Raw genomic sequence first — 21947 nt, 5'->3', positions numbered from 1 at the left:
TCCCTCATGGAGGTGTACGGATGACCAGTACGGTCCCCGCATTCGGAACACGAACGGCCGAAGGCTCCGCGCTGCAGGCCGTTCTCCTCGACATGGACGGAACGCTCGTCGACACCGAGGGCTTCTGGTGGGACGCCGAGGTCGAGGTGTTCGCCGCGCTCGGCCACCGGCTCGACGAGGCCTGGCGCGACGTCGTGGTGGGCGGTCCCATGTCCCGCAGCGCGGGCTTCCTCATCGAGGCCACCGGCGCCGACATCACCCTCGACGAGCTGACGGTCCTGCTCAACGACGGCTTCGAGGACCGCATCAGCCGCGCCCTGCCGCTGATGCCGGGCGCCGCCAGACTGCTCGCCGAGCTCTCCGCCCACGAGGTGCCGACGGCCCTGGTCTCCGCCTCGCACCGGCGCATCATCGACCGCGTCCTCGGCTCCATCGGCGCCCACCACTTCGCCCTGACCGTCGCGGGCGACGAGGTGGCCCGCACCAAGCCGCACCCCGACCCGTATCTGCTCGCCGCGTCGGGGCTCGGCGCCGACCCGTCCCGCTGCGCGGTCATCGAGGACACCGCGACCGGCGTGGCCGCAGCCGAGGCCGCGGGCTGCCGCGTGGTGGCCGTGCCGTCCGTCGCGCCCATCGGCCCGGCCGCGGGCCGGACCGTCGTACCCTCGCTCGAACACGTCGACCTGTCGTTCCTGCGCGGCCTGATGAACACGCCCGCCCCGCGCCGCTGACCGCCCCGGCCCGCCCCGGAGCCGAGCGCCTCCGGGGCTGCGGAGAACCGGCCAACCACCGGCCCATGGCTGAAAAGCCCAGACAGCGCGCCCAGTTGAAAGTGTGACCTTTCCCACTGGTAAGAGGGTCGACAGCTGCGCCGACTTGTGCAGATGGGGTGGTGTACCCCTGGGGGGACATGCCCTTGTGTCCCGATTGGCCCGACGGTGCACGAAACCTTCCACTGTCGCGTTATCGGTGCGTCCACACCCCGTATCCCTGCGTGATGGCAGCCCAACTCCGGTCTCCGTCAACGCCCCTAAGGGCGCGGACTAATCTCGTCGCGAGAACATCGCCGCCACCCCCCGTGCCCCTATCAACCCCACCCCGCCGTTGCCGGAAACACGGGATCAAGAGCTCTGGAGAACGTCCAGCATGAACCGCAAGACTTTGGTGCTGCCGGCCCTGATAGGTCTGCTCGCCCCCGCGCTTGCCGCGTGTGGCGGTTCGGGCAGCGGGGACGGCGACGACCCCATCGCAGCGGGCACCACCGACCGGTTCAGGGCCTCCAAAGAGGTACCGGCTCCGTTCGACCCGGCGTACGCCTACGACGCCGGGTCCTGGAACGTACTGCGCCAGACCCTCCAGACGCTGATGGCCCTGCCGCGCGGGGGCGGCGGCGAGCCGGAGCCCGAGGCGGCCCAGAAGTGCGGCTTCACCGACACCGGCAACGAGCGCTACGCCTGCACCCTGCGCAAGGACCTCAAGTTCGCCGACGGCAAGCCGCTGACCGCCGCCGACGTGAAGTTCTCCATCGAGCGTGTGCGCGACATGAAGGTCACCAACCCCAGCGGTTCCGCCCAGCTCGTGTCCAACGTCGAGACCATCGAGGTCCAGGGCGAGCGCGGCGTCGTCTTCCATCTGAAGACCCCCGACGCGACCTTCCCGTACAAGCTCGCCACGCCGACCGCGGGCATCGTCAGCCCCGACCACTACCGCAAGGGCAAGCTGCGCGAGGGCTTCGACCTCGACGGCTCCGGGCCGTACACCGTCAAGCAGGAAGTGAAGAACGACCAGCTGGTCAAGGCCGTCTTCACCAAGAACCCGAACTACAAGGGCTCCTTCTCCCCGCAGAACAAGAAGGTCGAGCTGCGCACCTTCGCCACCTCCACCGCCATGGGCAAGGCGCTGGAGGACGGCGACATCGACCTGATGACCCGCACCATGTCGCCTGAGCAGATCAAGCAGCTCGACGTGAACCCGGGCAAGAACCTCGACCTCGTCGACATGCCCGGCCTGGAGATCCGCTACCTCGCCTTCAACACCGACGCGGCGAGCGTGAAGGACAAGGCCGTCCGCCAGGCCATGGCGCAGGTCATCGACCGCGGCGCGCTCGTGGGCAAGGTCTACGGCTCCACCGCCGACCCGCTGTACTCGCTGGTGCCGACCACCATCACCGGCCACTCCAACTCCTTCTTCAACCGCTACAACGACCCCAGCGTCAAGAAGGCCAAGGAGCTGCTCGCCGGGGCGGGCATCGACACGCCGGTGAAGCTGACGCTGCACTACACCACCGACCACTACGGCCCGGCCACGAAGAAGGAGTTCGAGGTCCTGAGCCAGCAGCTCAACGACAGCGGCCTCTTCGACGTCAAGATCAAGGGCGACGTCTGGAACACCTTCCGCGCCGCCGCCCAGCAGGGCAAGTACGACGTCTACGGCATGGGCTGGTTCCCCGACTTCCCGGACGCCGACAACTTCCTGGCGCCGTTCCTCGCCGAGGACAACTTCCTCAGCTCGCCCTACCGCAACCGGACCATCAACAACGAACTGATCCCCACCTCACGCCGCGAGGCCGACCGCCTCAGCGCCGCCAAGAGCATCGAGCGGATCCAGGACATCGTGGCCGAGGACGTCCCGGTGCTCCCGCTGTGGCAGGGCAAGCAGTACATCGCCGCCCGTGACGACATCACAGGCGTCGAATGGGCTCTCAACTCCTCCTCCAACCTGCAGTTGTGGGAGCTCGCCCGTGGCGTGGGCGACTGATCGACGCCCCACACGCCGACAGAGACAACGACAAGGCACGCAAGTGAAAATCCGTAACCCGTGGCTGGCCCTCCCCCTCTCCTCGGGCCTGGCCGCCGCCCTGCTGACCGGCTGTGGCTCCGAGTCCTCCGGATCGGCCGACGACAGCGACTCCGTGGTCGTCGGCATGTCCGACGACGTCGTCGCCACCGACCCGGCCTCCGGTTACGACCCGGGCTCCTGGCTCCTGTTCAACAACGTCTTCCAGTCGCTCCTGAGCTTCCCCAAGGGCGCCACCGAACCGGAGCCCGAGGCCGCCAGGAAGTGCGGCTTCACCGACCAGCGGACCAAGGTCTACACCTGCACGCTGCGCCAGGGCCTGAAGTTCAGCAACGGAAACGCCCTCACCTCGAAGGACGTCAAGTTCTCCTTCGACCGCATGATGAACATCAACGACGGCAAGGGCCCGGCGCTGATGTTCCCGATGCTCGACCGCGTCGAGACGCCCAACGCCAAGACGGTCGTCTTCAAGCTGAAGGTCCCCGACGCGACCTTCCCCAGCAAGATCGCCTCCGGTGCGGGCTCCATCGTCGACCACCGCGAGTACCCGGCGAACAAGCTCCGCGCCGACGGCGAGGCCATCGGCTCCGGCCCCTACAAGCTGGACTCCTTCAGCAAGGACCAGGCCGTCTTCGCCGTCAACGACAGCTACCACGGCTCCGCCAAGCCGAAGAACGAGGGCGTCACGCTCCGCTTCTTCCACGGCGACCGCAAGGCCCTCAAGCAGGCGATCACCGACGAGAAGATCGACGTCGCCTACCGAGGCCTCGCCGCCGCGGACATCTCCGACATCCAGCAGGACAACGACCGCAAGCTCCAGGTCGTCGAGGGCACCAGCGCCGAGGTCCAGCACCTGGTCTTCAACGTCAAGGACCCGGTCGCGGGCAAGGCCGGCGTGCGCAAGGCCATCGCCTATCTGCTCGACCGCGAGGCGCTCGTCGACCAGGTGTACCAGGGCACGGCCACGCCGCTGTACTCGATCGTCCCGGCCGGCATCGGCGGCCACAACACCGCGTTCTTCGACACCTACGGCGCCCGTCCGCAGCGCGACAAGGCCTCCCAGGCCCTCCACCAGGCCGGCTACGACAGCAAGGTCCGCCTCACCCTGTGGTCCACGCCGTCCCGCTACGGCCCGGCCACCGACCAGGAGCTGCGCGCCATAGCCAAGCAGCTCAACGCCAGCGGCCTGTTCGAGGCGGACGTGAAGTCCGTCGAGTTCGAGCAGTACGAGAAGGACATCAAGGCCGGCAAGTACGGCGTGTACGTCAAGGGCTGGGTGCCGGACTACCCGGATCCGGACAACTTCACGCAGCCGTTCTTCGGCAAGGGCAACGTCCTGTCGAACCGCTACGAGAACGACACGATCACCGAGAAGATCATCCCGTCGACGGCCGCGCAGAGCGACCGCACCTCGACCGACAAGGACTACGGCCGGCTCCAGGACCTCGTCGCCACCGAGGTCCCCCTCCTCCCGGTCTGGCAGGCCAAGCAGTACGCCGTCGTCCGCGAGAACGTCTACGGCGTGGAGTCCTGCCTCGACGCGTCGACCGTGTTCCGCTTCTGGGAGCTGAGCAAGGACTAGCCTGAGCAAGGACGAGCAGAAACGATGCGGGCCCTGCTTCCGGGAGGAAGCAGGGCCCGCATCGCTGTGTCCCGGGCCGGCCCGCGGTGACCGCCGGGACCACCGGGCGCGGCGGCTACTGAGCCCCGGGCCGCACCAGACCGCTCTCGTACGCGTACACCGCGGCCTGCACCCGGTCACGCAGCCCCAGCTTCGTCAGGACGTGCCCCACGTGGGTCTTCACGGTCGTCTCGCTCACGAACAGATCCGCGGCGATCTCCGCGTTGGACAGCCCCCGGGCCACCAGCTTGAGGACCTCCACCTCGCGCTCGGTCAGTGTGTGCAGCGTGTCCGGCACCGGCTCGTCGCCCGAGGGCAGATGCCCCGCGTACTTGTCGAGCAGCCGCCGCGTGATGCTCGGCGCCAGCATGGCCTCACCGGCCGCGACCACCCTGATGGCCTGCACCAGCTCGTTCGCCGGAGCGTCCTTGAGGAGGAAGCCGCTGGCGCCCGCGCGCAGCGCCTCCACCACGTACTCGTCGAGGTCGAACGTGGTGAGGACGAGCACCTTCGCCGGGCCGTCCCGGCCGGGCCCGGTGATCTGCCGGGTGGCCTCCACCCCGTCCATCCGCGGCATGCGGATGTCCATCAGGACCACATCGGGCTGCAGCGCCCGTACCTGGTCCAGAGCCTGCAGGCCGTCTCCGGCCTCGCCGACGACCGCGATGTCCTGCTCGGCCTCCAGGATCATCCGGAAACCGGTGCGCAACAGCGGCTGGTCGTCGACCAGTAGGACGCGGATGGCCACGTAACTCTCCTTCGCCTAGCCCGGGCCCATTCTGCCCTGCTCGTCGCCGCCCGACTCGGGCGGCCTCACCGCGAGCGGATACGGCGGGGGAGTGCCGCCGAATTCCGGACAGACGGCCCTGTGGTCGCACCAGCCGCACAGCTTCGTCGGCCGCGGCCGCCAGTCGCCCGTCTCCGTCGCGGCGACGATGGCCTCCCACAGCGCGAGCAGCTTGCGCTCGACCCGCTCCAGGTCCGCGGGCACCGGGTCGTACGTGATCACGTCGCCGCTGCCCAGATACACCAGCTGGAGGCGGCGCGGCAGCACACCCTTCAGGCGCCACACCACCAGGGCGTAGAACTTCATCTGGAACAGCGCACCCTCCGCGTACTCCGGGCGGGGGGCCTTGCCCGTCTTGTAGTCCACGATCCGGACCTCGCCCGTGGGCGCGACGTCCACCCGGTCGATGATCCCGCGCAGCTTCAGGCCGGACTCCAGCTCGGCCTGCACGAACAGCTCCCGCTCCGCAGGCTCCAGACGCGTGGGGTCCTCCAGCGTGAACCACCGCTCGACCAGGCGCTCCGCGTCCGCGAGCCAGCGCGCGAGCCGCTCGCCCTCCGCGTCGTCCGCGAACAGCTCGGCCAGCTCCGGCTTCGCCTCCCGCAGCCGGTCCCACTGGCCCGGCACCAGGGCCTTGGCGCGCGGCGCGGTCCGCTCCGCCGCGGGCGCGTCGAAGAGCCTCTCCAGGACCGCGTGCACCAGCGTGCCGCGCGTGGCCGCCTCGCTCGGCTTCTCCGGCAGCTTGTCGATCACCCGGAAGCGATAGAGCAGCGGACACTGCATGAAGTCGCTGGCGCGCGAGGGCGACAGCGAGGCCGGGCGCGCGGCCGTCGCGGACGCCGCGGCGGCGTCGGTCCTGGTCTCCATGACCCCAGACCCTACGACCCACCACTGACAACGGCCGCATACCATCGACGACAGACCCTCTCGCCCTGCATGATCGTGCGTGCACCCGCGCCCACGGCAGGAGCGGGGGACGCTTCGAACGAGGGGACACCGTGGACGAAAGCGGCGGGAGCGGCAGGCCGCGGTCCGACAGCACGCCCGAGCGCGACCCGGCGGGCGCGCATCCGGCACGCCCGGAGACGGACGGTCCCGGCCCCGAGCCGACACCGGACCCCACGGCCGGGGCCCCGGAGCGGACGACGGACGGCCCGGCTCCGGAGCGGACGAGCGGCGGCGCCGAACCCTCGGCCCCCTCGACGGACAGCACTCCCGCGGAGCGTTCGGCCTCCCCGACGGGCGGCACCCCCGCGGAGCCCTCGGCCCCGGCGTTGCCACAGCCCTCGAAGCCCGCGACGCCTGAACCGCCCAGCACCGAGCCCGCCGCCTCCGCCCCTACGGCGCCCGAGCCCGCGGCGCCGAAGCCCGGGCCTTCCGAGCCCGCGGCCCCGAAGCGCACGACTCCAGCCCCCGAGGCCGAGGCTCCCGAGGCCGCAGCCTCTGCGCTTGCGGCCTCCGGCCCCGTGGCACCGAAGCCTGCGGCTTCCGAACCCGCGGCCTCCGACCCCGAGGTCCCTGTGGCACCGAAGCCCGCGGCCTCCGAGTCCGCCGCGCCGAGGCCCGCGGCCCCCGAGCCCGAGGTCCCCGTGACGCCGAAGCCCGGGGCTTCCGAGCCCGAGACCCCCAGGCCCGAGGCCCCCGCCTCCCCGGCAGCGAGGCCCGAGCCCACGGAGCCCCAGACCACGGAGCCCCAGACCCCCGAGCCCGGCACCGCCGCGCCCACCAGCCCCCCGGCACCGGCCTCGCGGCCCAACCCCGCGCGGGCCCCCGAACCCCCGGCGGCCCCCGAACCCCCGGCGCCCACGCCGCCCCGCGTGGACATCGGCAAGCCGCGCCCCGCGGCGAGCAGCGGACGCGCCGGTGGCGACCCCGCCAAGGAGCAGCCCAAGAACCCCGGCGGCGGTCTCCTCATGGGCCGCCCCTTCGGGGTGCCCGTGTACGTGGCGCCCAGCTGGTTCCTCGTCGCCGCCCTCATCACCTGGGTCTTCGGCGACCAACTGGACCGCGTCCTGCCCGAGCTCGGCGGCGCCCGCTATCTCGTCTCGCTGTTCTTCGCCGTCGCCTTCTACGCCTCCGTGCTCGTGCACGAACTCGCCCACACCGTGGCCGCCCTCCGCTTCAAGCTGCCGGTGCGCCGCATCCAGCTCCAGTTCTTCGGCGGCGTCAGCGAGATCGAGAAGGAGTCCGAGACCCCCGGCCGCGAGTTCGTGCTCGCCTTCGTCGGCCCCCTGCTCTCCCTCGTGCTCGCCGGTGTCTTCTACGTCGCCATGCGCGCCGTGGAACCCGACACCGTGCCCGGCGTCCTGCTCGCGGGCCTGATGATCTCCAACCTCATCGTGGCGATCTTCAACCTGCTGCCCGGCTTGCCCCTGGACGGCGGCCGCATGCTCCGCGCCGTCGTCTGGAAGATCACCGGCAGGCCGATGAGCGGCACCGTCGCCGCCGCCTGGGTCGGCCGCGCCCTCGCCATCTCCGTCCTCGTCGGACTGCCCGTCCTCAACCAGTCCGGCGCGCTCGGCGGCGACGCCCAGGACCTCGGCGGCATGGACACCGTCACCGACGCCCTGCTCGCCGCGATCCTCGCCGCCATCATCTGGACCGGCGCGGGCAACAGCCTGCGCATGGCCCGCCTCCGCGAGCACCTGCCCGAGCTGCGCGCCCGCGCCCTGACCCGGCGCGCCGTCCCGGTGGAGACCGACACGCCGCTGTCCGAGGCCCTGCGCCGGGCCAACGCGGCCGGCGCCCGCGCCCTCGTCGTCGTCGACACCGACGGCGACCCCATGGCCGTCGTCCGCGAGGCCGCCATCGTCGGCGTCCCCGAGCACCGCCGCCCCTGGGTCACGGTCAGCGGCCTCGCCCAGGACATCACCGAGGGCATGCGCGTCCCCGCCGACCTCGCGGGCGAGGAGCTGCTCGACCGGCTGCGCGCCACCCCCGCCACCGAGTACCTCGTCGTCGAGACCTCGGGCGAGATCTACGGAGTCCTGTCCGCGGCCGACGTCGAGCGCGCCTTCGTCAAGGCCATGGCCCGGCCCACCTGAGCCGCCCCGCCCCGCCGGTGGTCGGCGGCACCCGCCACGGCCGGTAGGCTGGTCACATGTCCGAACCGACCGGTGCCGCCCGCCGTCGCGGGCCCTTCAAGGTCGGGGACCAGGTCCAGCTCACCGACCCCAAGGGACGCCACTACACGTTCACGCTCGAAGCCGGGAAGAACTTCCACACCCACAAGGGTTCCTTCCCGCACGACGAGCTGATCGGCGCGCCCGAGGGCAGTGTTGTCCGCACCACGGGGAACGTCGCGTACCTCGCGCTGCGCCCCCTGCTCCCCGACTACGTCCTGTCCATGCCCCGCGGCGCCGCCGTGGTCTACCCCAAGGACGCGGGGCAGATCCTGGCCTTCGCCGACATCTTCCCCGGCGCCCGCGTCGTCGAGGCCGGGGTGGGCTCCGGTTCGCTCAGCGCCTTCCTGCTGCGCGCCATCGGCGACCAGGGCATGCTGCACTCCTACGAGCGCCGCGAGGACTTCGCCGAGATCGCCCAGCAGAACGTGGAGCGCTACTTCGGCGGCCCCCACCCCGCCTGGCAGCTCACCGTGGGCGACCTCCAGGACAATCTGTCCGACACCGAGGTCGACCGCGTCATCCTCGACATGCTCGCCCCCTGGGAGTGCCTGGAGGCCGTCTCCAAGGCGCTCGTCCCCGGCGGCATCCTGTGCGCCTACGTCGCCACGACCACGCAGCTGGCCCGCACCGTCGAGTCCATCCGCGAGCTCGGCGGCTTCAACGAGCCGACCGCCTGGGAATCGATGATCCGCAACTGGCACATCGAGGGCCTGGCCGTCCGCCCCGACCACCGCATGATCGGGCACACCGGCTTCCTGCTCACCGCCCGCCGCCTCGCGGACGGCGTCGAGCCGCCCATGCGCCGCCGTCGCCCCGCCAAGGGCGCCTACGGCGAGGACTACAGCGGTCCGAACGCCGACGGCGGCAACCCCCGCTGAGGCACCGGCCCCGACGGGCCCCGCGGCAGCACCACGGCGGCCACACCCGCCGTTTCCAACGCACCGGCGCCGTCGCCGAGTTCCCGAAGTAGCACGGGAACCCGGCGGCGGCGCCGTCCTGTTGAGCACCCGCGACCAGGCCGTACCCCGGTGTTCCGCGCCCCTGTGAGGTGTGACACGATGCTGGCCATCCCACCACCACCGGCACAGCCCTCACAGGAGACACTCCTCGTGCAGCACCCCGCCGTCCCGGAACTGGCTCACGCGGTGAACCAGCCGTGGGCCACGCGCCCCATCCACTGGGTCGCCACCGCGGCCGCCCTCGCCGCCGTCGTCGCGGCCTCCGCCTTCCTGGGTCCCGACCCGGCCACCGCCGCCCCGACGCGCACCGAAACGGAATCCAAGGCCGCCGCCCCCGCACCCGACCCGGCGGCCGTCGCGTACCCCCTGAACTGCGGCACCGCCAAGCCCGTCGTGGCCCAGAAGGCCACCGGTGACCTCGACGGCGACGGCCGCTCCGAAGCGGTGGTCGCCGTCCACTGCCTGGCGGGCTCCGGCACCCCGCCCGACGGCGTCTACGTCCTCACCAGGTCCCACCGGGGCGCCCCGCGCATCGTGGCCACCCTCGTCGACCCCAAGGACCGCAGCACCGTCCAGGACCTGCGCGTGCGCGGCACCACCGTCTCCGCGACGCTCCTCGGCTACTCCTCGCCCGACGTGCCCCGCTGCTGCCCCGACCGGCGCGACGCGACCAAGTGGCGCTGGAAGAACGGCGCGTTCACCCGCTCGACAAGCGGCGAGGCCCGCAGCGTGTGACGGGCCGGGCCCGGCACCACCCGCCCCGCCCGATGACACCCGGAGACAGCGAAGAGGGCCCGCACCCGCCTCACACGGCGGATACGGGCCCAGGTGACACGCGCTCGCTAACGCAGCGAAGCTATTCGGTCACTCTGCGTCGGGCCCATAGACCTCGACCTTGTCCGAAACCCGACGTACGTGAATACAGTCCCCGGGGCACTCCTTCGCCGAGTCCACCACGTCCCGCAACAGCGGAAGCGGAACCGGCGTCGACGCCCCAGGAGCCTGCAACAGCTCGTCGTCCGCATCCTTCACATACGCCAGACCGTCAATGTCCAGCTCGAAGACCTCAGGCGCGTACTGAGCGCAGATCCCGTCCCCGGTACACAGATCCTGATCGATCCAGACCTCGAGGGAGTCCTGCCCCTCACCGACGGTCCGAGCGTCGTGCCCCACGGTCATCTCTCCTGCCGAAACTGCGCCAGGCCCGGCCGACTTTGCAGCAAGTCCGGCCACCCCTGACGGGTGTTGAACAGTTCGACCCTACAACCGGCAGCTTTCCGATGTTGTTCGGTGGGTATTCCCCTGGCGTGAGGGAGAGCGCAAGGGTGAAGATCGGACACACCCCCACCGTCTTTGTGATCTAGGGGTTTCAATCAGCACCCACCCAGGTAGGGTCAGGAAGCGTCCAGCTCCCCTTGGAGGAGGTGAGGACCGTGGCAGCCCACGACGACGACATCAACCGCGGCATCCGGCCGGGGCGAGGGTCTGAAGACCCAGCCGGTCAGGTTGCCTATCTCGAGCAGGAAATCGCCGTCCTGCGACGCAAGCTCGCCGACTCTCCGCGGCACACGAGGATTCTCGAAGAGCGGATCGTCGAGCTGCAGACCAACCTGGCCGGCGTATCCGCACAGAACGAACGGCTCGCCAACACCCTCCGCGAGGCCCGCGACCAGATCGTGGCCCTCAAGGAAGAAGTCGACCGGCTCGCACAGCCGCCGGCAGGCTTCGGAGTCTTCCTCATGGCGAATGAGGACGGCACCGCCGACATCTTCACCGGCGGCCGCAAACTCCGGGTGAACGTCAGCCCGAGCGTCGAGCTCGACGAGCTCAGGCGCGGCCAGGAAGTCATGCTCAACGAAGCGCTCAACGTGGTCGAGGCCATGGAGTTCGAGCGCGTCGGAGACATCGTCACCCTCAAGGAGATCCTCGAGGACGGCGAACGGGCCCTCGTGCTCGGGCACACCGACGAAGAGCGGGTGGTCAGGCTCGCCGAGCCGCTCCTGGACGTGACCATCCGCGCCGGAGACGCCCTCCTGCTCGAACCCCGCTCCGGCTACGTCTACGAGGTCGTACCGAAGAGCGAAGTGGAGGAACTGGTCCTCGAAGAGGTCCCGGACATCAGCTACGACAAGATCGGCGGCCTCGGCGGCCAGATCGAGATGATCCGCGACGCGGTCGAGCTCCCCTACCTCTACCCCGACCTCTTCAAGGAGCACGAACTCAGGCCGCCCAAGGGCGTCCTGCTCTACGGCCCGCCCGGCTGCGGCAAGACGCTCATCGCCAAGGCCGTCGCCAACTCCCTTGCCAAGAAGGTCGCCGAGGTCACCGGCCAGCCCGCGGGGAAGAGCTTCTTCCTCAACATCAAGGGGCCCGAGCTCCTCAACAAGTACGTCGGCGAGACCGAGCGCCACATCCGCCTGGTCTTCCAGCGGGCCCGGGAGAAGGCGAGCGAGGGCACCCCCGTCATCGTCTTCTTCGACGAGATGGAATCCCTCTTCCGCACCCGCGGCAGCGGCGTCAGCTCGGACGTGGAGAACACCATCGTCCCGCAGCTGCTCGCCGAGATCGACGGCGTGGAAGGCCTGGAGAACGTCATCGTCATCGGCGCCTCCAACCGCGAAGACATGATCGACCCCGCCATCCTGCGCCCCGGACGCCTCGATGTGAAGATCAAGATCGAGCGCCCGGACGCCGAGGCGGCCAAGGACATCTTCGCCAAGTACCTCACCCAGCGCCTCCCGCTGCACGGCGACGACCTCGCCGAGCACGGCAGCGACAAGGCCGCCACGGTGCACGCGATGATCCAGTCCGTCGTCGAGCAGATGTACGCCGAATCCGAGGAGAACCGCTTCCTCGAAGTCACGTATGCCAACGGCGACAAAGAAGTCCTCTACTTCAAGGACTTCAACTCCGGCGCCATGATCGAAAACATCGTCGGCCGCGCCAAGAAGATGGCCATCAAGGCCTTCCTCGAACAGAACCAAAAGGGCCTCAGGGTCGCTCACCTCCTCCAGGCTTGCATCGACGAGTTCAAGGAGAACGAGGACCTGCCCAACACCACCAACCCGGACGACTGGGCCCGCATCTCCGGAAAGAAGGGCGAGCGGATCGTATACATCCGTACGCTCGTCACCGGAAAGCAGGGCGCCGACACCGGACGCTCCATCGACACGGTGGCGAACACCGGTCAGTACCTGTAGGAAATTAGGGCGGCTGCGGGTGCCCTCCACGGGTACCCGCAGCCGACTGTTTTCCGCCGCTCGCGGACACCTCGCGGCCGCGTCCCGAACCCAGCGAGAGCAAAGCAGAAAATGATCTCCCCACCAGCGCAGAGGCGTTCTAGGCTCTTTCCTACCGCCGAGTCGCGCAGTGCGGGGACGGGCACCGCACACGCACCGGAGCACCAGCGGTACTTGAGCTGCGCCCCCGACCGAGGGCGCCGCCGGGCAAGGAGGGCCGCATGACCGTACGGCGAGTAATGGGCATCGAGACGGAGTACGGAATCTCCGTCCCCGGCCACCCCAACGCCAATGCCATGCTCACCTCGTCCCAGATCGTCAACGCCTACGCCGCGGCGATGCACCGGGCGCGACGCGCCCGCTGGGACTTCGAGGAGGAGAACCCGCTGCGGGACGCACGGGGCTTCGACCTCGCCCGCGAAGCCGCCGACGCCAGCCAGCTCACCGACGAGGACATCGGCCTCGCCAACGTCATCCTCACCAACGGGGCACGCCTCTACGTCGACCACGCGCACCCCGAGTACAGCGCGCCCGAGGTCACCAACCCCCGCGACGCCGTCCTCTGGGACAAGGCCGGCGAGCGCATCATGGCCGAGGCCGCCGAGCGCGCGGCCCAGCTCCCCGGCGCCCAGCCGATCCACCTCTACAAGAACAACACCGACAACAAGGGCGCCTCCTACGGCACGCACGAGAACTACCTGATGAAGCGGGAGACCCCCTTCTCGGACATCGTGCGCCACCTCACGCCCTTCTTCGTCTCCCGCCAGGTCGTCACCGGCGCGGGCCGCGTCGGCATCGGCCAGGACGGCCACGAGCACGGCTTCCAGATCAGCCAGCGCGCCGACTACTTCGAGGTCGAGGTCGGCCTGGAGACCACCCTCAAGCGGCCCATCATCAACACCCGGGACGAGCCCCACGCCGACGCCGAGAAGTACCGCCGCCTCCATGTGATCATCGGTGACGCGAACCTCTCGGAGATCTCCACCTATCTGAAGCTCGGCACCACCTCCCTCGTCCTCGCCATGATCGAGGACGCCTTCATCGCCGTGGACCTCGCCGTGGACCAGCCCGTCCGCACCCTCCACCAGGTCTCCCACGACCCGTCCCTCCAGCGCCTGATCACGCTCCGTAGCGGCCGCACCCTGACGGCCGTACAACTCCAGATGGAGTACTTCGAGCTGGCCCGCAAGTACGTCGAAGAGCGCTACGGAGCTGACGCCGACGACCAGACCAAGGACGTCCTGGCCCGCTGGGAGGACGTGCTCAACCGTCTGGAGCACGACCCGATGAGCCTCTCCGGAGAGCTCGACTGGGTCGCCAAGCGGGAACTCATGGAGGGCTACCGCCGCCGTGACGGCCTCGACTGGGACGCCGCCCGGCTGCACCTGGTCGACCTCCAGTACGCCGACGTGCGGTCCGAGAAGGGCCTCTACAACCGCCTCGTGGCCCGCGGCAAGATGAAGCGGCTCCTGGACGAGTCCGACGTCGAGCGGGCCCGCACCAAGCCCCCCGAGGACACCCGCGCCTACTTCCGCGGCCGCTGCCTGGAGCAGTACGCCGACGACGTCGCGGCGGCCTCCTGGGACTCGGTGATCTTCGACCTTCCCGGCCGGGACTCCCTCCAGCGGGTCCCGACCCTGGAGCCCCTTCGCGGAACGCGTAATCACGTGAAGGAGCTGCTCGACCGGTGTCGCACGGCGGAAGATCTGGTCCGCGTGCTCTCCGGAGGCTGAACCGCGGCTGAAAGCGCGACGGCCGGGGAATCACAGAGGTGGGCCCCGCACGTTCCATGAAGTGCGGGGCCGATGTCGGACCCGGATTGTAGGGTCTGATCAAGAACGTCTAACCGAGCGGGGTGAGGTAGATGGCGACCAAGGACACCGGCGGCGGACAGCAGAAGGCGACGCGTTCCACCGAGGAGGTCGAGGAGCAGACCCAGGACGCGCAGGCTTCCGAGGACCTCAAGGAGCGCCAGGAGAAGCTGAGCGACGACGTCGACTCGGTTCTTGACGAAATTGACGATGTACTCGAGGAGAACGCAGAGGACTTCGTGAGGTCATTCGTGCAGAAGGGTGGACAGTAGTCCACGTACGTGAACGCCAGGGAAGTGAAGCGATGCCCTCGCTGTGAGGAGTCCCTCCCTGTCAGTGCGTTCGGTCGGCACAAGGGGCGGGACGACGGCTTGCAGGACTACTGCAAGGTCTGCGCTCGCGAGTATGCGAAGCAGTGGGATCAAAGGAAGCGGCGGGAACGTCGCGAGCTCAAGAACCCTGCTGTGCCGACCGGATGCAAGCGCTGTCACGGGTGTGATGAGGTGAAGCCCCACAGTGAGTGGCACCGCAACGCGAACGCCTCAGATGGCCTGTCGTCGCGCTGTAAAGCGTGTCGGGCCATCGAGGATCGCGAGGCGCACCTCAAAAGCAAGTACGGGCTGACCGAAGCGCAGCGGGACGAGATGATCGCAGCCCAGAGGGGGCTGTGCGTGATCTGCCTCAAAGCCCCGGCGGAGCATGTGGATCACTGCCATGAGACGGGTAGGGTCCGGGGCGTACTCTGCTTCAACTGCAATACAGCCATCGGCTTGTTGGCGGAGGACACGGACGCCATGAGCCGGGCCGCTGATTACTTGGAAGGAAACCCGTGGAAGCCAACACTCGTAGCACCGGGCGTCTACCGGCTGCCTTCCTGACGCCTGGGTCCTCGTCCTTCGTGGACTTCCTCGCTTCGCACCAGCCGGAAATGCTCCCGGGCAAGCGGACGTTGCCGCCGACGCAGGGCGTGATCGAGGCGCCGCACGGCACGACCATCGTCGCGACGACGTTCCCCGGCGGCGTGGTGCTCGCCGGCGACCGGCGGGCGACGATGGGGAACGTCATCGCGCAGCGTGACATCGAGAAGGTCTTCCCGGCCGACGAGTACTCGGCGGTGGGCATCGCCGGTACGGCCGGTCTGGCCGTGGAGATGGTCAAGCTGTTCCAGCTGGAGCTCGAGCACTTCGAGAAGGTCGAGGGCGTCCAGCTCTCCCTGGAGGGCAAGGCGAACCGCCTGTCGACCATGATCCGGAGCAATCTGGGCATGGCGATGCAGGGCCTGGCCGTGGTCCCGTTGTTCGCGGGGTATGACGTGGACCGCGAGCGGGGCCGGATCTTCTCGTACGACGTGACGGGCGGCCGCAGCGAGGAGCACGGCTTCGCGGCGACGGGTTCCGGTTCGGTGTTCGCGCGCGGCTCCATGAAGAAGCTGTACCGCGACGACCTGACGGAGGAGCAGGCGACGACGCTGGTCGTACAGGCGCTGTACGACGCGGCGGACGACGATTCCGCGACCGGCGGCCCGGACGTGGCGCGCCGGATCTATCCCATCGTGACGGTGATCTCCGAGGAGGGCTTCCGGAGGCTGTCGGAGGAGGAGTCCTCCGCGATCGCGCGCTCGATTCTGGAGCGGCGTCTCGAGCAGCCGGACGGGCCCCGCGCAGCACTGCTCTGAGTACTCCGTTGTTGTTGTGAAGTTTTGACAGAAAGGGACGGATAGCCGGTGTCGACGCCGTTCTATGTCTCACCCCAGCAGGCCATGGCCGACCGGGCGGAGTACGCCCGCAAGGGCATCGCTCGCGGTCGCAGTCTGGTTGTGCTGCAGTACGCCGACGGCATTGTGTTCGTCGGTGAGAACCCGTCCCGTGCGCTGCACAAGTTCAGCGAGATCTACGACCGGATCGGTTTCGCCGCGGCCGGCAAGTACAACGAGTACGAGAACCTCCGAATTGGCGGTGTCCGCTACGCGGATCTGCGGGGATATACGTACGACCGTGACGATGTGACGGCCCGTGGTCTGGCGAACGTGTACGCGCAGACGTTGGGCACGATTTTCTCGTCCAATGCCGAGAAGCCCTACGAGGTGGAGCTGGTCGTCGCGGAGGTCGGTACGACCCCGGACGGGGACCAGATCTACCGGCTGCCGCACGACGGCTCGATCGTGGACGAGCACGGCTCGGTCGCGGTCGGCGGCAATGCGGAGCAGATCAGTACGTATCTGGATCAGCGGCACCGGGACGGGATGACCCTCGCGGAGGCGCTGAAGCTGGCGGTGCAGTCGCTGTCGCGGGATACGAACGGCAGTGAGCGGGAGATCCCGGCGGAGCGGCTCGAAGTGGCGGTTCTGGACCGGACGCGTCCGCAGCAGCGCAAGTTCAAGCGGATCGTGGGCGGCCAGCTGGAGCGGCTGCTCGGCGGCGAGGCCGCGGCTCAGGCGTCCTCGGACGCGGAGGCCGACGCCGAGTCGGGCGAGACCTCCGAGGGCGGTTCGTCCCAGGAGTAGCGGTCCGAGGTTTCGCGGAGGGCCCCGTGCCCCGGTGCGTCAGCGCCGGGGTGCGGGGCTCTGTGCTGTGGAGCCGCGGACGACGAGCTGGACGGGCAGGGGCGCGGGCTCGGGGGTGCGGCCGTCGAGGACGTCCAGGAGGGTGGTCATGGCCTGCTCGCCGAAGTCCTCGGCGGGCAGCCGGACGGTGGTGAGCTCGGGTTCGACGGCGGTGGCGAGGGTCAGGTCGTCGAAGCCGGTGACGCTGAGGTCGTCGGGGACGTGCAGGCCGAGGCGGCGCGCGGCCTTGCAGGCGCCCGCGGCGAGGACGTCGTCGTCGCAGATGAGGGCGGTGGGCCGGGGGCCGGGCGCGGTGAGGGCGGCTTCGGTGGCGGTGCGGGCCTCGTCGACGGTGAGGGCGGCCTTGACGGTGCGGTGGCGTGCGCCGGTGCCGTGCAGGGTGGCGGCGAGGGTGTGGCGGCGTACGTCGAAGGTCCAGGAGTCGATGTCCGCGGTGAGGTGGAGCAGGTCGCGGTGGCCGAGGGCGAGGAGGTGCTCGGTGGCCTGGCGGGTGCCGTCGGCGATGTCGAGGTTGACGGTGGCGGCGCCGAGGCTGTGGGCGGGGTCGCTGTCGAGCATGACGAGGGGGAGGGCGTCGCCGCGGAGGGTGGCGAGGGCCTCGGAGGCCATGGAGGAGGCGAGGACGCCGTCGAGGGCGGCGCGGGCGGAGCCGAAGGGGTCGCTGACGCGGGGCGCCTGGGTGGTGGATCCGCTGGGGCCGACGCTGTCGGGGGAGGGGTAGAGGACGACGCTGAAGCCGTGCCGGGCGGCGACGCGGGCGGCGCCGGTGTGCAGCCGGGCGAAGAACTCGTTGGTGAGCGCGGGGACGACGAGGAGCGCGGTGCGGGTGCGGCCGAGGCGGAGGTTGCGGGCGGCGAGGTTGGGGCGGTAGCCGAGTTCGCGGGCGGCGGCGCGGACGCGTTCGGCGGTGCGCTCGGCGACGCGGCCCTGCCACTTCTCGCCGAGGACCAGGGAGACGGTGGCCTGCGAGACGCCGGCTGCGCGGGCGACGTCGCGGCTGGTGGGGCGGGGGGCCGTGGTGTCGTGCTGGGGCCTTGCCACGGACGTCTCCTGGTGTGGGTGGTCGCCGCCGCGGGGCGGAGTACTTGGTGGACTGTGAACAGCGCTCATGGTACGTATGACCCCGCGACGTTATACGTAACACTCGGGGCGCTGCGGCGCACGGGCGGGCGAGGAGAGCTCACTGATGGCTTCCGGTTACGGCGAGATCCTGCGCGCGCGCTACGCGACGCGGCTGCTCGCGGGCACACTTGTGGGCCGTTTGCCCAATGCGACGGCGGCCATCGCCATCGTCCTCTTCGTCCGCGCGGAGGGCGGGACGTACAGCCTGGCGGGTGCCCTCGCGGCGGTGTACGGGGTGGCGACGGCGGTGGGCCAGCCCCTGCTGGGACGGCTGGTGGACCTGTACGGGCAGCCGCGGGTGATGCTGCCGGCGGCGGTGGCGTCGGCGCTCGGCATGGCGCTCTTCGCGGTCGCGGGGCCGAACGCGCCGGTCGCCGCGTATCTCGCGATGGTGATCGCCGGAGTGTTCACGCCGCCCCTGGAGGGCGGTCTGCGGGCGCTGTGGCCGGACGTGCTCGGCAAGGAGGAGCAGGTCCACACGGCGTACGCGATGGACGCGGTGGCGCAGGAAGTGATGTTCACCGTCGGCCCGTTGCTGGTGACGGGCATCGTGTCGCTGTGGTCGGCGCAGGCGGCGCTCCTGGTGGTGAACGCCATCGGGGTGCTCGGCGCGCTGTCGGTGGTGGTGTCGCGGCCCTCGCGCGCGTGGCGCTCGGCGCCCCGGGAGGCGCACTGGCTCGGGGCCCTGCGCTCGCCGGGGCTGCTCGCGCTCCTCGGCGCGTTCCTGTGCGTGGGGACCGCGCTCGGGGCGATCACGGTGGCGGGCGTCAGCTACGCGGACGCGCACGGCGGCGACGCGGTCTACGGCTGGATGATGGCGGGCCTGGGCCTGGGGGCCCTGCTGGGCGGCGTGGTCTACGGGGCGCGGCCGTGGAGCGGGGTGCCGGAGCGGCGCCTTGTGGTCCTGGTGGCGCTGCTCGCGGTCTTCTATCTGCCGCTGGTCCTCACGCCGGGCGCGGTGGGGATGGTGGTGCTGACGTCGCTGGCGGGGGTGTTCCTCGCGCCGGCGCTCGCGTGCGCGTTCATCGTGGTGGACCGGCACGCTCCGCGGGGCACGGTCACGGAGGCGTTCTCGTGGCTGGTGACGACGTTCACGGTGGGGACCGCGGTGGGCACGGCGGCCGGTGGACCGGTGGTGGAGCAGGGCGGCACGGAGTGGGGTTTCGCGGTGCCGGGCCTCGCCGGAGCGGCCGCCGTGCTGGTGCTGTTGTGCACCAGGAGGGTGCTCGTGGTGCGTGGTGCGGGTGTGGTCGTCGCGGCCGAGGCCGGTGCGACCGCTTCAGAAACTGATCGAAACGGTACCGTCGAACCCGGTTTCAGTGCGGGGCATCGGGCGTAATGTTCTGGCATGGACCGCCGCATTTTCGGGCTGGAGAACGAGTACGGTGTCACGTGCACGTTCAGGGGACAGCGCCGTCTGTCGCCTGACGAAGTGGCGCGCTACCTCTTCCGCCGTGTTGTGTCATGGGGCCGCAGCAGCAACGTCTTTCTGCGGAACGGCGCCCGCCTGTATCTCGACGTGGGCTCACACCCGGAATACGCGACACCCGAGTGTGACAACGTGACCGAGCTGGTCACCCACGACAAGGCCGGCGAGCGCATTCTGGAAGGCCTGCTCGTCGACGCCGAGCGCCGCCTGCACGAGGAGGGAATCGCGGGTGACGTCTATCTGTTCAAGAACAACACCGACTCGGCGGGAAACTCATATGGTTGCCATGAGAACTATCTCGTGGCACGGCACGGTGAGTTCTCGCGCCTCGCGGACATCCTGATTCCGTTCCTCGTCACCCGGCAGTTGCTGTGCGGCGCGGGCAAGGTGCTGCAGACGCCGCGGGGCGCCGTCTACTGCGTGAGCCAGCGGGCGGAGCACATCTGGGAGGGCGTGTCGTCGGCGACGACGCGGTCCCGTCCCATCATCAACACGCGTGACGAGCCGCACGCCGACGCCGAGCGCTACCGCCGCCTGCACGTGATCGTCGGCGACTCGAACATGTCCGAGACGACGATGCTCCTGAAGGTCGGCGCGACCGATCTGGTGCTCCGCATGATCGAGGCGGGCACGGTGATGCGGGACCTGACCCTGGAGAACCCGATCCGGGCGATCCGCGAGGTCAGCCACGACACGACGGGCCGCCGCAAGGTCCGCCTCGCCAGCGGCCGGGAGGCCTCGGCCCTGGAGGTCCAGCGCGAGTACTACGAGAAGGCGGTGGACTTCGTCGAGCGCCGCGGCATCCGCACGGGCACGGTCGAGCGCGTCCTCGAGCTGTGGGGGCGCACCCTGGACTCGATCGAGTCCGAGGACCTGGACCGCATCGCCACGGAGATCGACTGGGTGATGAAGTACAAGCTCATCGAGCGCTACCGGGCGAAGAACAACATGACGATGTCGCACCCGAGGGTCGCCCAGATAGACCTCGCGTACCACGACATCCACCGCCGCCGGGGCCTGTACTACCTCCTGGAGCGGAAGGGGCAAGCCGCCCGGATCTGCAACGACTTGAAGATCTTCGAGGGCAAGTCGGTGCCGCCGCAGACGACCCGGGCGCGGCTGCGCGGCGACTTCATCCGCCGGGCCCAGGAGCAGCGCCGGGACTTCACGGTCGACTGGGTGCACCTGAAGCTGAACGACCAGGCGCAGCGCACGGTGTTGTGCAAGGACCCCTTCCGTTCGGTGGACGACCGGGTGGAGAAGCTCATCGCCGGGATGTGAGGGGCCGGCGGGCCGGGCCCGCCGTCGTTCGGCCGGTCCCCGGGACCGGTGAGACGTCAGTGCGTGGCGGGAACGCAACGCGGGGCGCCGCACGTTCCTCGTGCGGCGCCCTTCTCACTGCGTAGAGTTGCGCGCACGCCAACTGACAAGATCGAACGATACGAGGCCCCCACCGTGCGCCGACGCTCACTCCTCCTGGCCGTTCCGGCCGGCCTGCTGACCCTGGCCGGATGTGGTGACGACAAGTCCGACAAGGCCAAGCCCAAGGACAGCAACTCCCCGACGAACTCCACGCCCCCCAAGGGCAAGATCGTCGACGGACCTGTGCCCGAGATCACGAAGGGCACGAAGTTCGGTGAGAAGCCGACGGTGGCCAAGGGTTCCGGCAAGCCGTCCACCGATCTCGCGGTGAAGACGATCATCGCGGGCAAGGGCGTCGAGGTCGCCAAGGGCGACTATCTCCAGGCCCACTACCTGGGCCAGATCTGGGACACCGCGAAGGTCTTCGACAACTCCTACGACCGCAAGGCGCCCACGATCTTCCCGATCGGCGTCGGCCAGGTCATCCCCGGCTGGGACCAGGGTCTGGTCGGAAGGAAGGTCGACAGCCGCGTCGAGCTCGCCATCCCCCCGGCCCTCGGCTACGGCAAGGAGGGCAACAAGCAGGCGGGCATCAAGGGCACGGACACCCTGGTCTTCGTCGTCGACATCGTGAACACGTACGGCCCGAAGAGCTCCGCCAAGGGCGACGACGTGGCGCAGGACAACAAGGACCTGCCGAAGGTCGGGACGAACACCGACGGCAAGGCCCCCAAGGTCGACGTGCCGAAGACGGCCGCCCCCAAGAAGGTCGTGGCGACCTACGTCATCGAGGGCGAGGGCGACGAGGTCAAGGAGAGCGACACGCTCCTGTGCCAGTACAAGGGCGTGCTGTGGGCGGACGGCAAGGAGTTCGACTCCTCGTACAAGAGCGGTCAGCTCGCGCAGTTCCAGCTCGCTCAGGTCATCCCGGGCTGGCGCCAGGGCCTGACCGGCAAGAAGGTCGGCAGCCGCGTCCTGGTCGTCGTCCCGCCGAAGGACGGGTACGCGGACAAGCCGCCGCAGAACAGCCCCATCAAGAAGGACTCCACGCTGGTCTTCTCCGTGGACATCCTCGCCAAGATGTGATCGACCCTGGGACGGATGGCAGACTGTCCCGGTTGCCCATCACGCAT

At 69.7% G+C, this 21947-nt stretch carries 19 protein-coding genes; 15 read left to right on the top strand and 4 right to left on the bottom strand.

All coding sequences use genetic code 11. The features are described from left to right. Nucleotides 1-20: 20 nt before the first annotated feature. From C9F11_RS08735 to C9F11_RS08725, 3 genes are all read left to right on the top strand, one after another. Nucleotides 21-731 carry an HAD family phosphatase gene (locus C9F11_RS08735; RefSeq protein WP_138958704.1) on the top strand — a complete coding sequence of 237 codons (711 nt, stop codon included), beginning with the start codon at nucleotides 21-23 and terminating at the stop codon, nucleotides 729-731. 415 nt (nucleotides 732-1146) lie between these two features. After that, the gene (locus C9F11_RS08730; RefSeq protein WP_138958703.1) at nucleotides 1147-2757 is read left to right on the top strand and encodes an ABC transporter substrate-binding protein; all 1611 of its coding nucleotides are present in this window, start codon (nucleotides 1147-1149) and stop codon (nucleotides 2755-2757) included. Nucleotides 2758-2800: 43 nt separating this feature from the next. Further along, nucleotides 2801-4378, top strand: coding sequence for an ABC transporter substrate-binding protein (locus C9F11_RS08725; RefSeq protein WP_138958702.1), 1578 nt, complete (start codon nucleotides 2801-2803; stop codon nucleotides 4376-4378). 115 nt (nucleotides 4379-4493) lie between these two features. On the opposite strand, the gene C9F11_RS08720 is transcribed toward C9F11_RS08725, so the two are convergent. Together C9F11_RS08720 and C9F11_RS08715 are read right to left on the bottom strand one after the other, a co-directional pair. Then, nucleotides 4494-5165, bottom strand: coding sequence for a response regulator transcription factor (locus C9F11_RS08720; protein WP_016639462.1), 672 nt, complete (start codon nucleotides 5163-5165; stop codon nucleotides 4494-4496). Nucleotides 5166-5180: 15 nt separating this feature from the next. Further along, nucleotides 5181-6071 carry a RecB family exonuclease gene (locus C9F11_RS08715; RefSeq protein WP_138958701.1) on the bottom strand — a complete coding sequence of 297 codons (891 nt, stop codon included), beginning with the start codon at nucleotides 6069-6071 and terminating at the stop codon, nucleotides 5181-5183. A gap of 653 nt (nucleotides 6072-6724) precedes the next feature. Here C9F11_RS08715 and C9F11_RS08710 point away from each other — a divergent pair. The 3 genes from C9F11_RS08710 to C9F11_RS08700 all read left to right on the top strand — a co-directional run bounded on the left by C9F11_RS08710 (nucleotide 6725) and on the right by C9F11_RS08700 (nucleotide 10023). Then, a complete protein-coding gene (locus tag C9F11_RS08710) occupies nucleotides 6725-8248 on the top strand; it encodes a site-2 protease family protein (RefSeq protein ID WP_249401647.1) in 1524 nt (507 codons plus the stop codon). Nucleotides 8249-8304: 56 nt separating this feature from the next. Next, nucleotides 8305-9207: a tRNA (adenine-N1)-methyltransferase gene (locus tag C9F11_RS08705; RefSeq protein WP_138958700.1), complete on the top strand. Its 903-nt coding sequence runs from the start codon at nucleotides 8305-8307 to the stop codon at nucleotides 9205-9207. A gap of 231 nt (nucleotides 9208-9438) precedes the next feature. Further along, nucleotides 9439-10023, top strand: a complete 585-nt coding sequence (locus C9F11_RS08700) for a hypothetical protein (RefSeq protein ID WP_138966250.1) — start codon at nucleotides 9439-9441, stop codon at nucleotides 10021-10023. Nucleotides 10024-10152: 129 nt separating this feature from the next. Here C9F11_RS08700 and C9F11_RS08695 read toward each other — a convergent pair whose 3' ends face one another. Beyond that, a complete protein-coding gene (locus tag C9F11_RS08695) occupies nucleotides 10153-10467 on the bottom strand; it encodes a ferredoxin (protein ID WP_138958699.1) in 315 nt (104 codons plus the stop codon). Nucleotides 10468-10721: 254 nt separating this feature from the next. Between C9F11_RS08695 and arc the strand changes: the two genes are divergently transcribed. The 6 genes from arc to prcA all read left to right on the top strand — a co-directional run bounded on the left by arc (nucleotide 10722) and on the right by prcA (nucleotide 16841). Next, the gene (gene arc / locus C9F11_RS08685) at nucleotides 10722-12488 is read left to right on the top strand and encodes a proteasome ATPase (protein ID WP_138958698.1); all 1767 of its coding nucleotides are present in this window, start codon (nucleotides 10722-10724) and stop codon (nucleotides 12486-12488) included. A 260-nt stretch (nucleotides 12489-12748) separates the two neighbouring features. After that, on the top strand, nucleotides 12749-14260 hold the full coding sequence (dop, locus tag C9F11_RS08680) for a depupylase/deamidase Dop (RefSeq protein ID WP_346347232.1): 1512 nt from the start codon (nucleotides 12749-12751) through the stop codon (nucleotides 14258-14260). Between the two features lie 131 nt (nucleotides 14261-14391). Further along, nucleotides 14392-14610 (top strand): ubiquitin-like protein Pup, encoded by a 219-nt coding sequence (locus tag C9F11_RS08675; RefSeq protein ID WP_030356241.1) that lies wholly within the window; start codon nucleotides 14392-14394, stop codon nucleotides 14608-14610. A gap of 99 nt (nucleotides 14611-14709) precedes the next feature. Continuing rightward, entirely contained in the window at nucleotides 14710-15216 is a 507-nt protein-coding gene (locus C9F11_RS08670) for an endonuclease VII domain-containing protein (protein WP_346347231.1), read from the top strand. Then, complete coding sequence (gene prcB / locus C9F11_RS08665; RefSeq protein ID WP_138958696.1) at nucleotides 15168-16013, top strand: proteasome subunit beta; 846 nt, start codon at nucleotides 15168-15170, stop codon at nucleotides 16011-16013. The genes C9F11_RS08670 and prcB overlap by 49 nt, the downstream gene beginning before the upstream one ends. Before the next feature lie 48 nt (nucleotides 16014-16061). Then, a complete protein-coding gene (gene prcA / locus C9F11_RS08660; RefSeq protein ID WP_138958695.1) occupies nucleotides 16062-16841 on the top strand; it encodes a proteasome subunit alpha in 780 nt (259 codons plus the stop codon). Between the two features lie 39 nt (nucleotides 16842-16880). On the opposite strand, the gene C9F11_RS08655 is transcribed toward prcA, so the two are convergent. Further along, a complete protein-coding gene (locus C9F11_RS08655) occupies nucleotides 16881-17942 on the bottom strand; it encodes a LacI family DNA-binding transcriptional regulator (RefSeq protein WP_249401646.1) in 1062 nt (353 codons plus the stop codon). 145 nt (nucleotides 17943-18087) lie between these two features. Here C9F11_RS08655 and C9F11_RS08650 point away from each other — a divergent pair, with 145 nt between their 5' ends. The 3 genes from C9F11_RS08650 (at nucleotide 18088) to C9F11_RS08640 (ending at nucleotide 21900) form a co-directional block, all read left to right on the top strand. Continuing rightward, complete coding sequence (locus C9F11_RS08650) at nucleotides 18088-19362, top strand: MFS transporter (protein WP_138958693.1); 1275 nt, start codon at nucleotides 18088-18090, stop codon at nucleotides 19360-19362. 9 nt (nucleotides 19363-19371) lie between these two features. Continuing rightward, nucleotides 19372-20733: a Pup--protein ligase gene (gene pafA, locus C9F11_RS08645; RefSeq protein WP_138958692.1), complete on the top strand. Its 1362-nt coding sequence runs from the start codon at nucleotides 19372-19374 to the stop codon at nucleotides 20731-20733. A 174-nt stretch (nucleotides 20734-20907) separates the two neighbouring features. Further along, nucleotides 20908-21900 (top strand): FKBP-type peptidyl-prolyl cis-trans isomerase, encoded by a 993-nt coding sequence (locus C9F11_RS08640; RefSeq protein ID WP_138958691.1) that lies wholly within the window; start codon nucleotides 20908-20910, stop codon nucleotides 21898-21900. Nucleotides 21901-21947 lie beyond the last annotated feature (47 nt).

The sequence above is a fragment of the Streptomyces sp. YIM 121038 genome, assembly GCF_006088715.1.
Lineage (GTDB): Bacteria > Actinomycetota > Actinomycetes > Streptomycetales > Streptomycetaceae > Streptomyces.
Note: the sequence above shows the minus strand (reverse complement) of the source record. Positions and strands in the feature narration are given on the sequence as shown.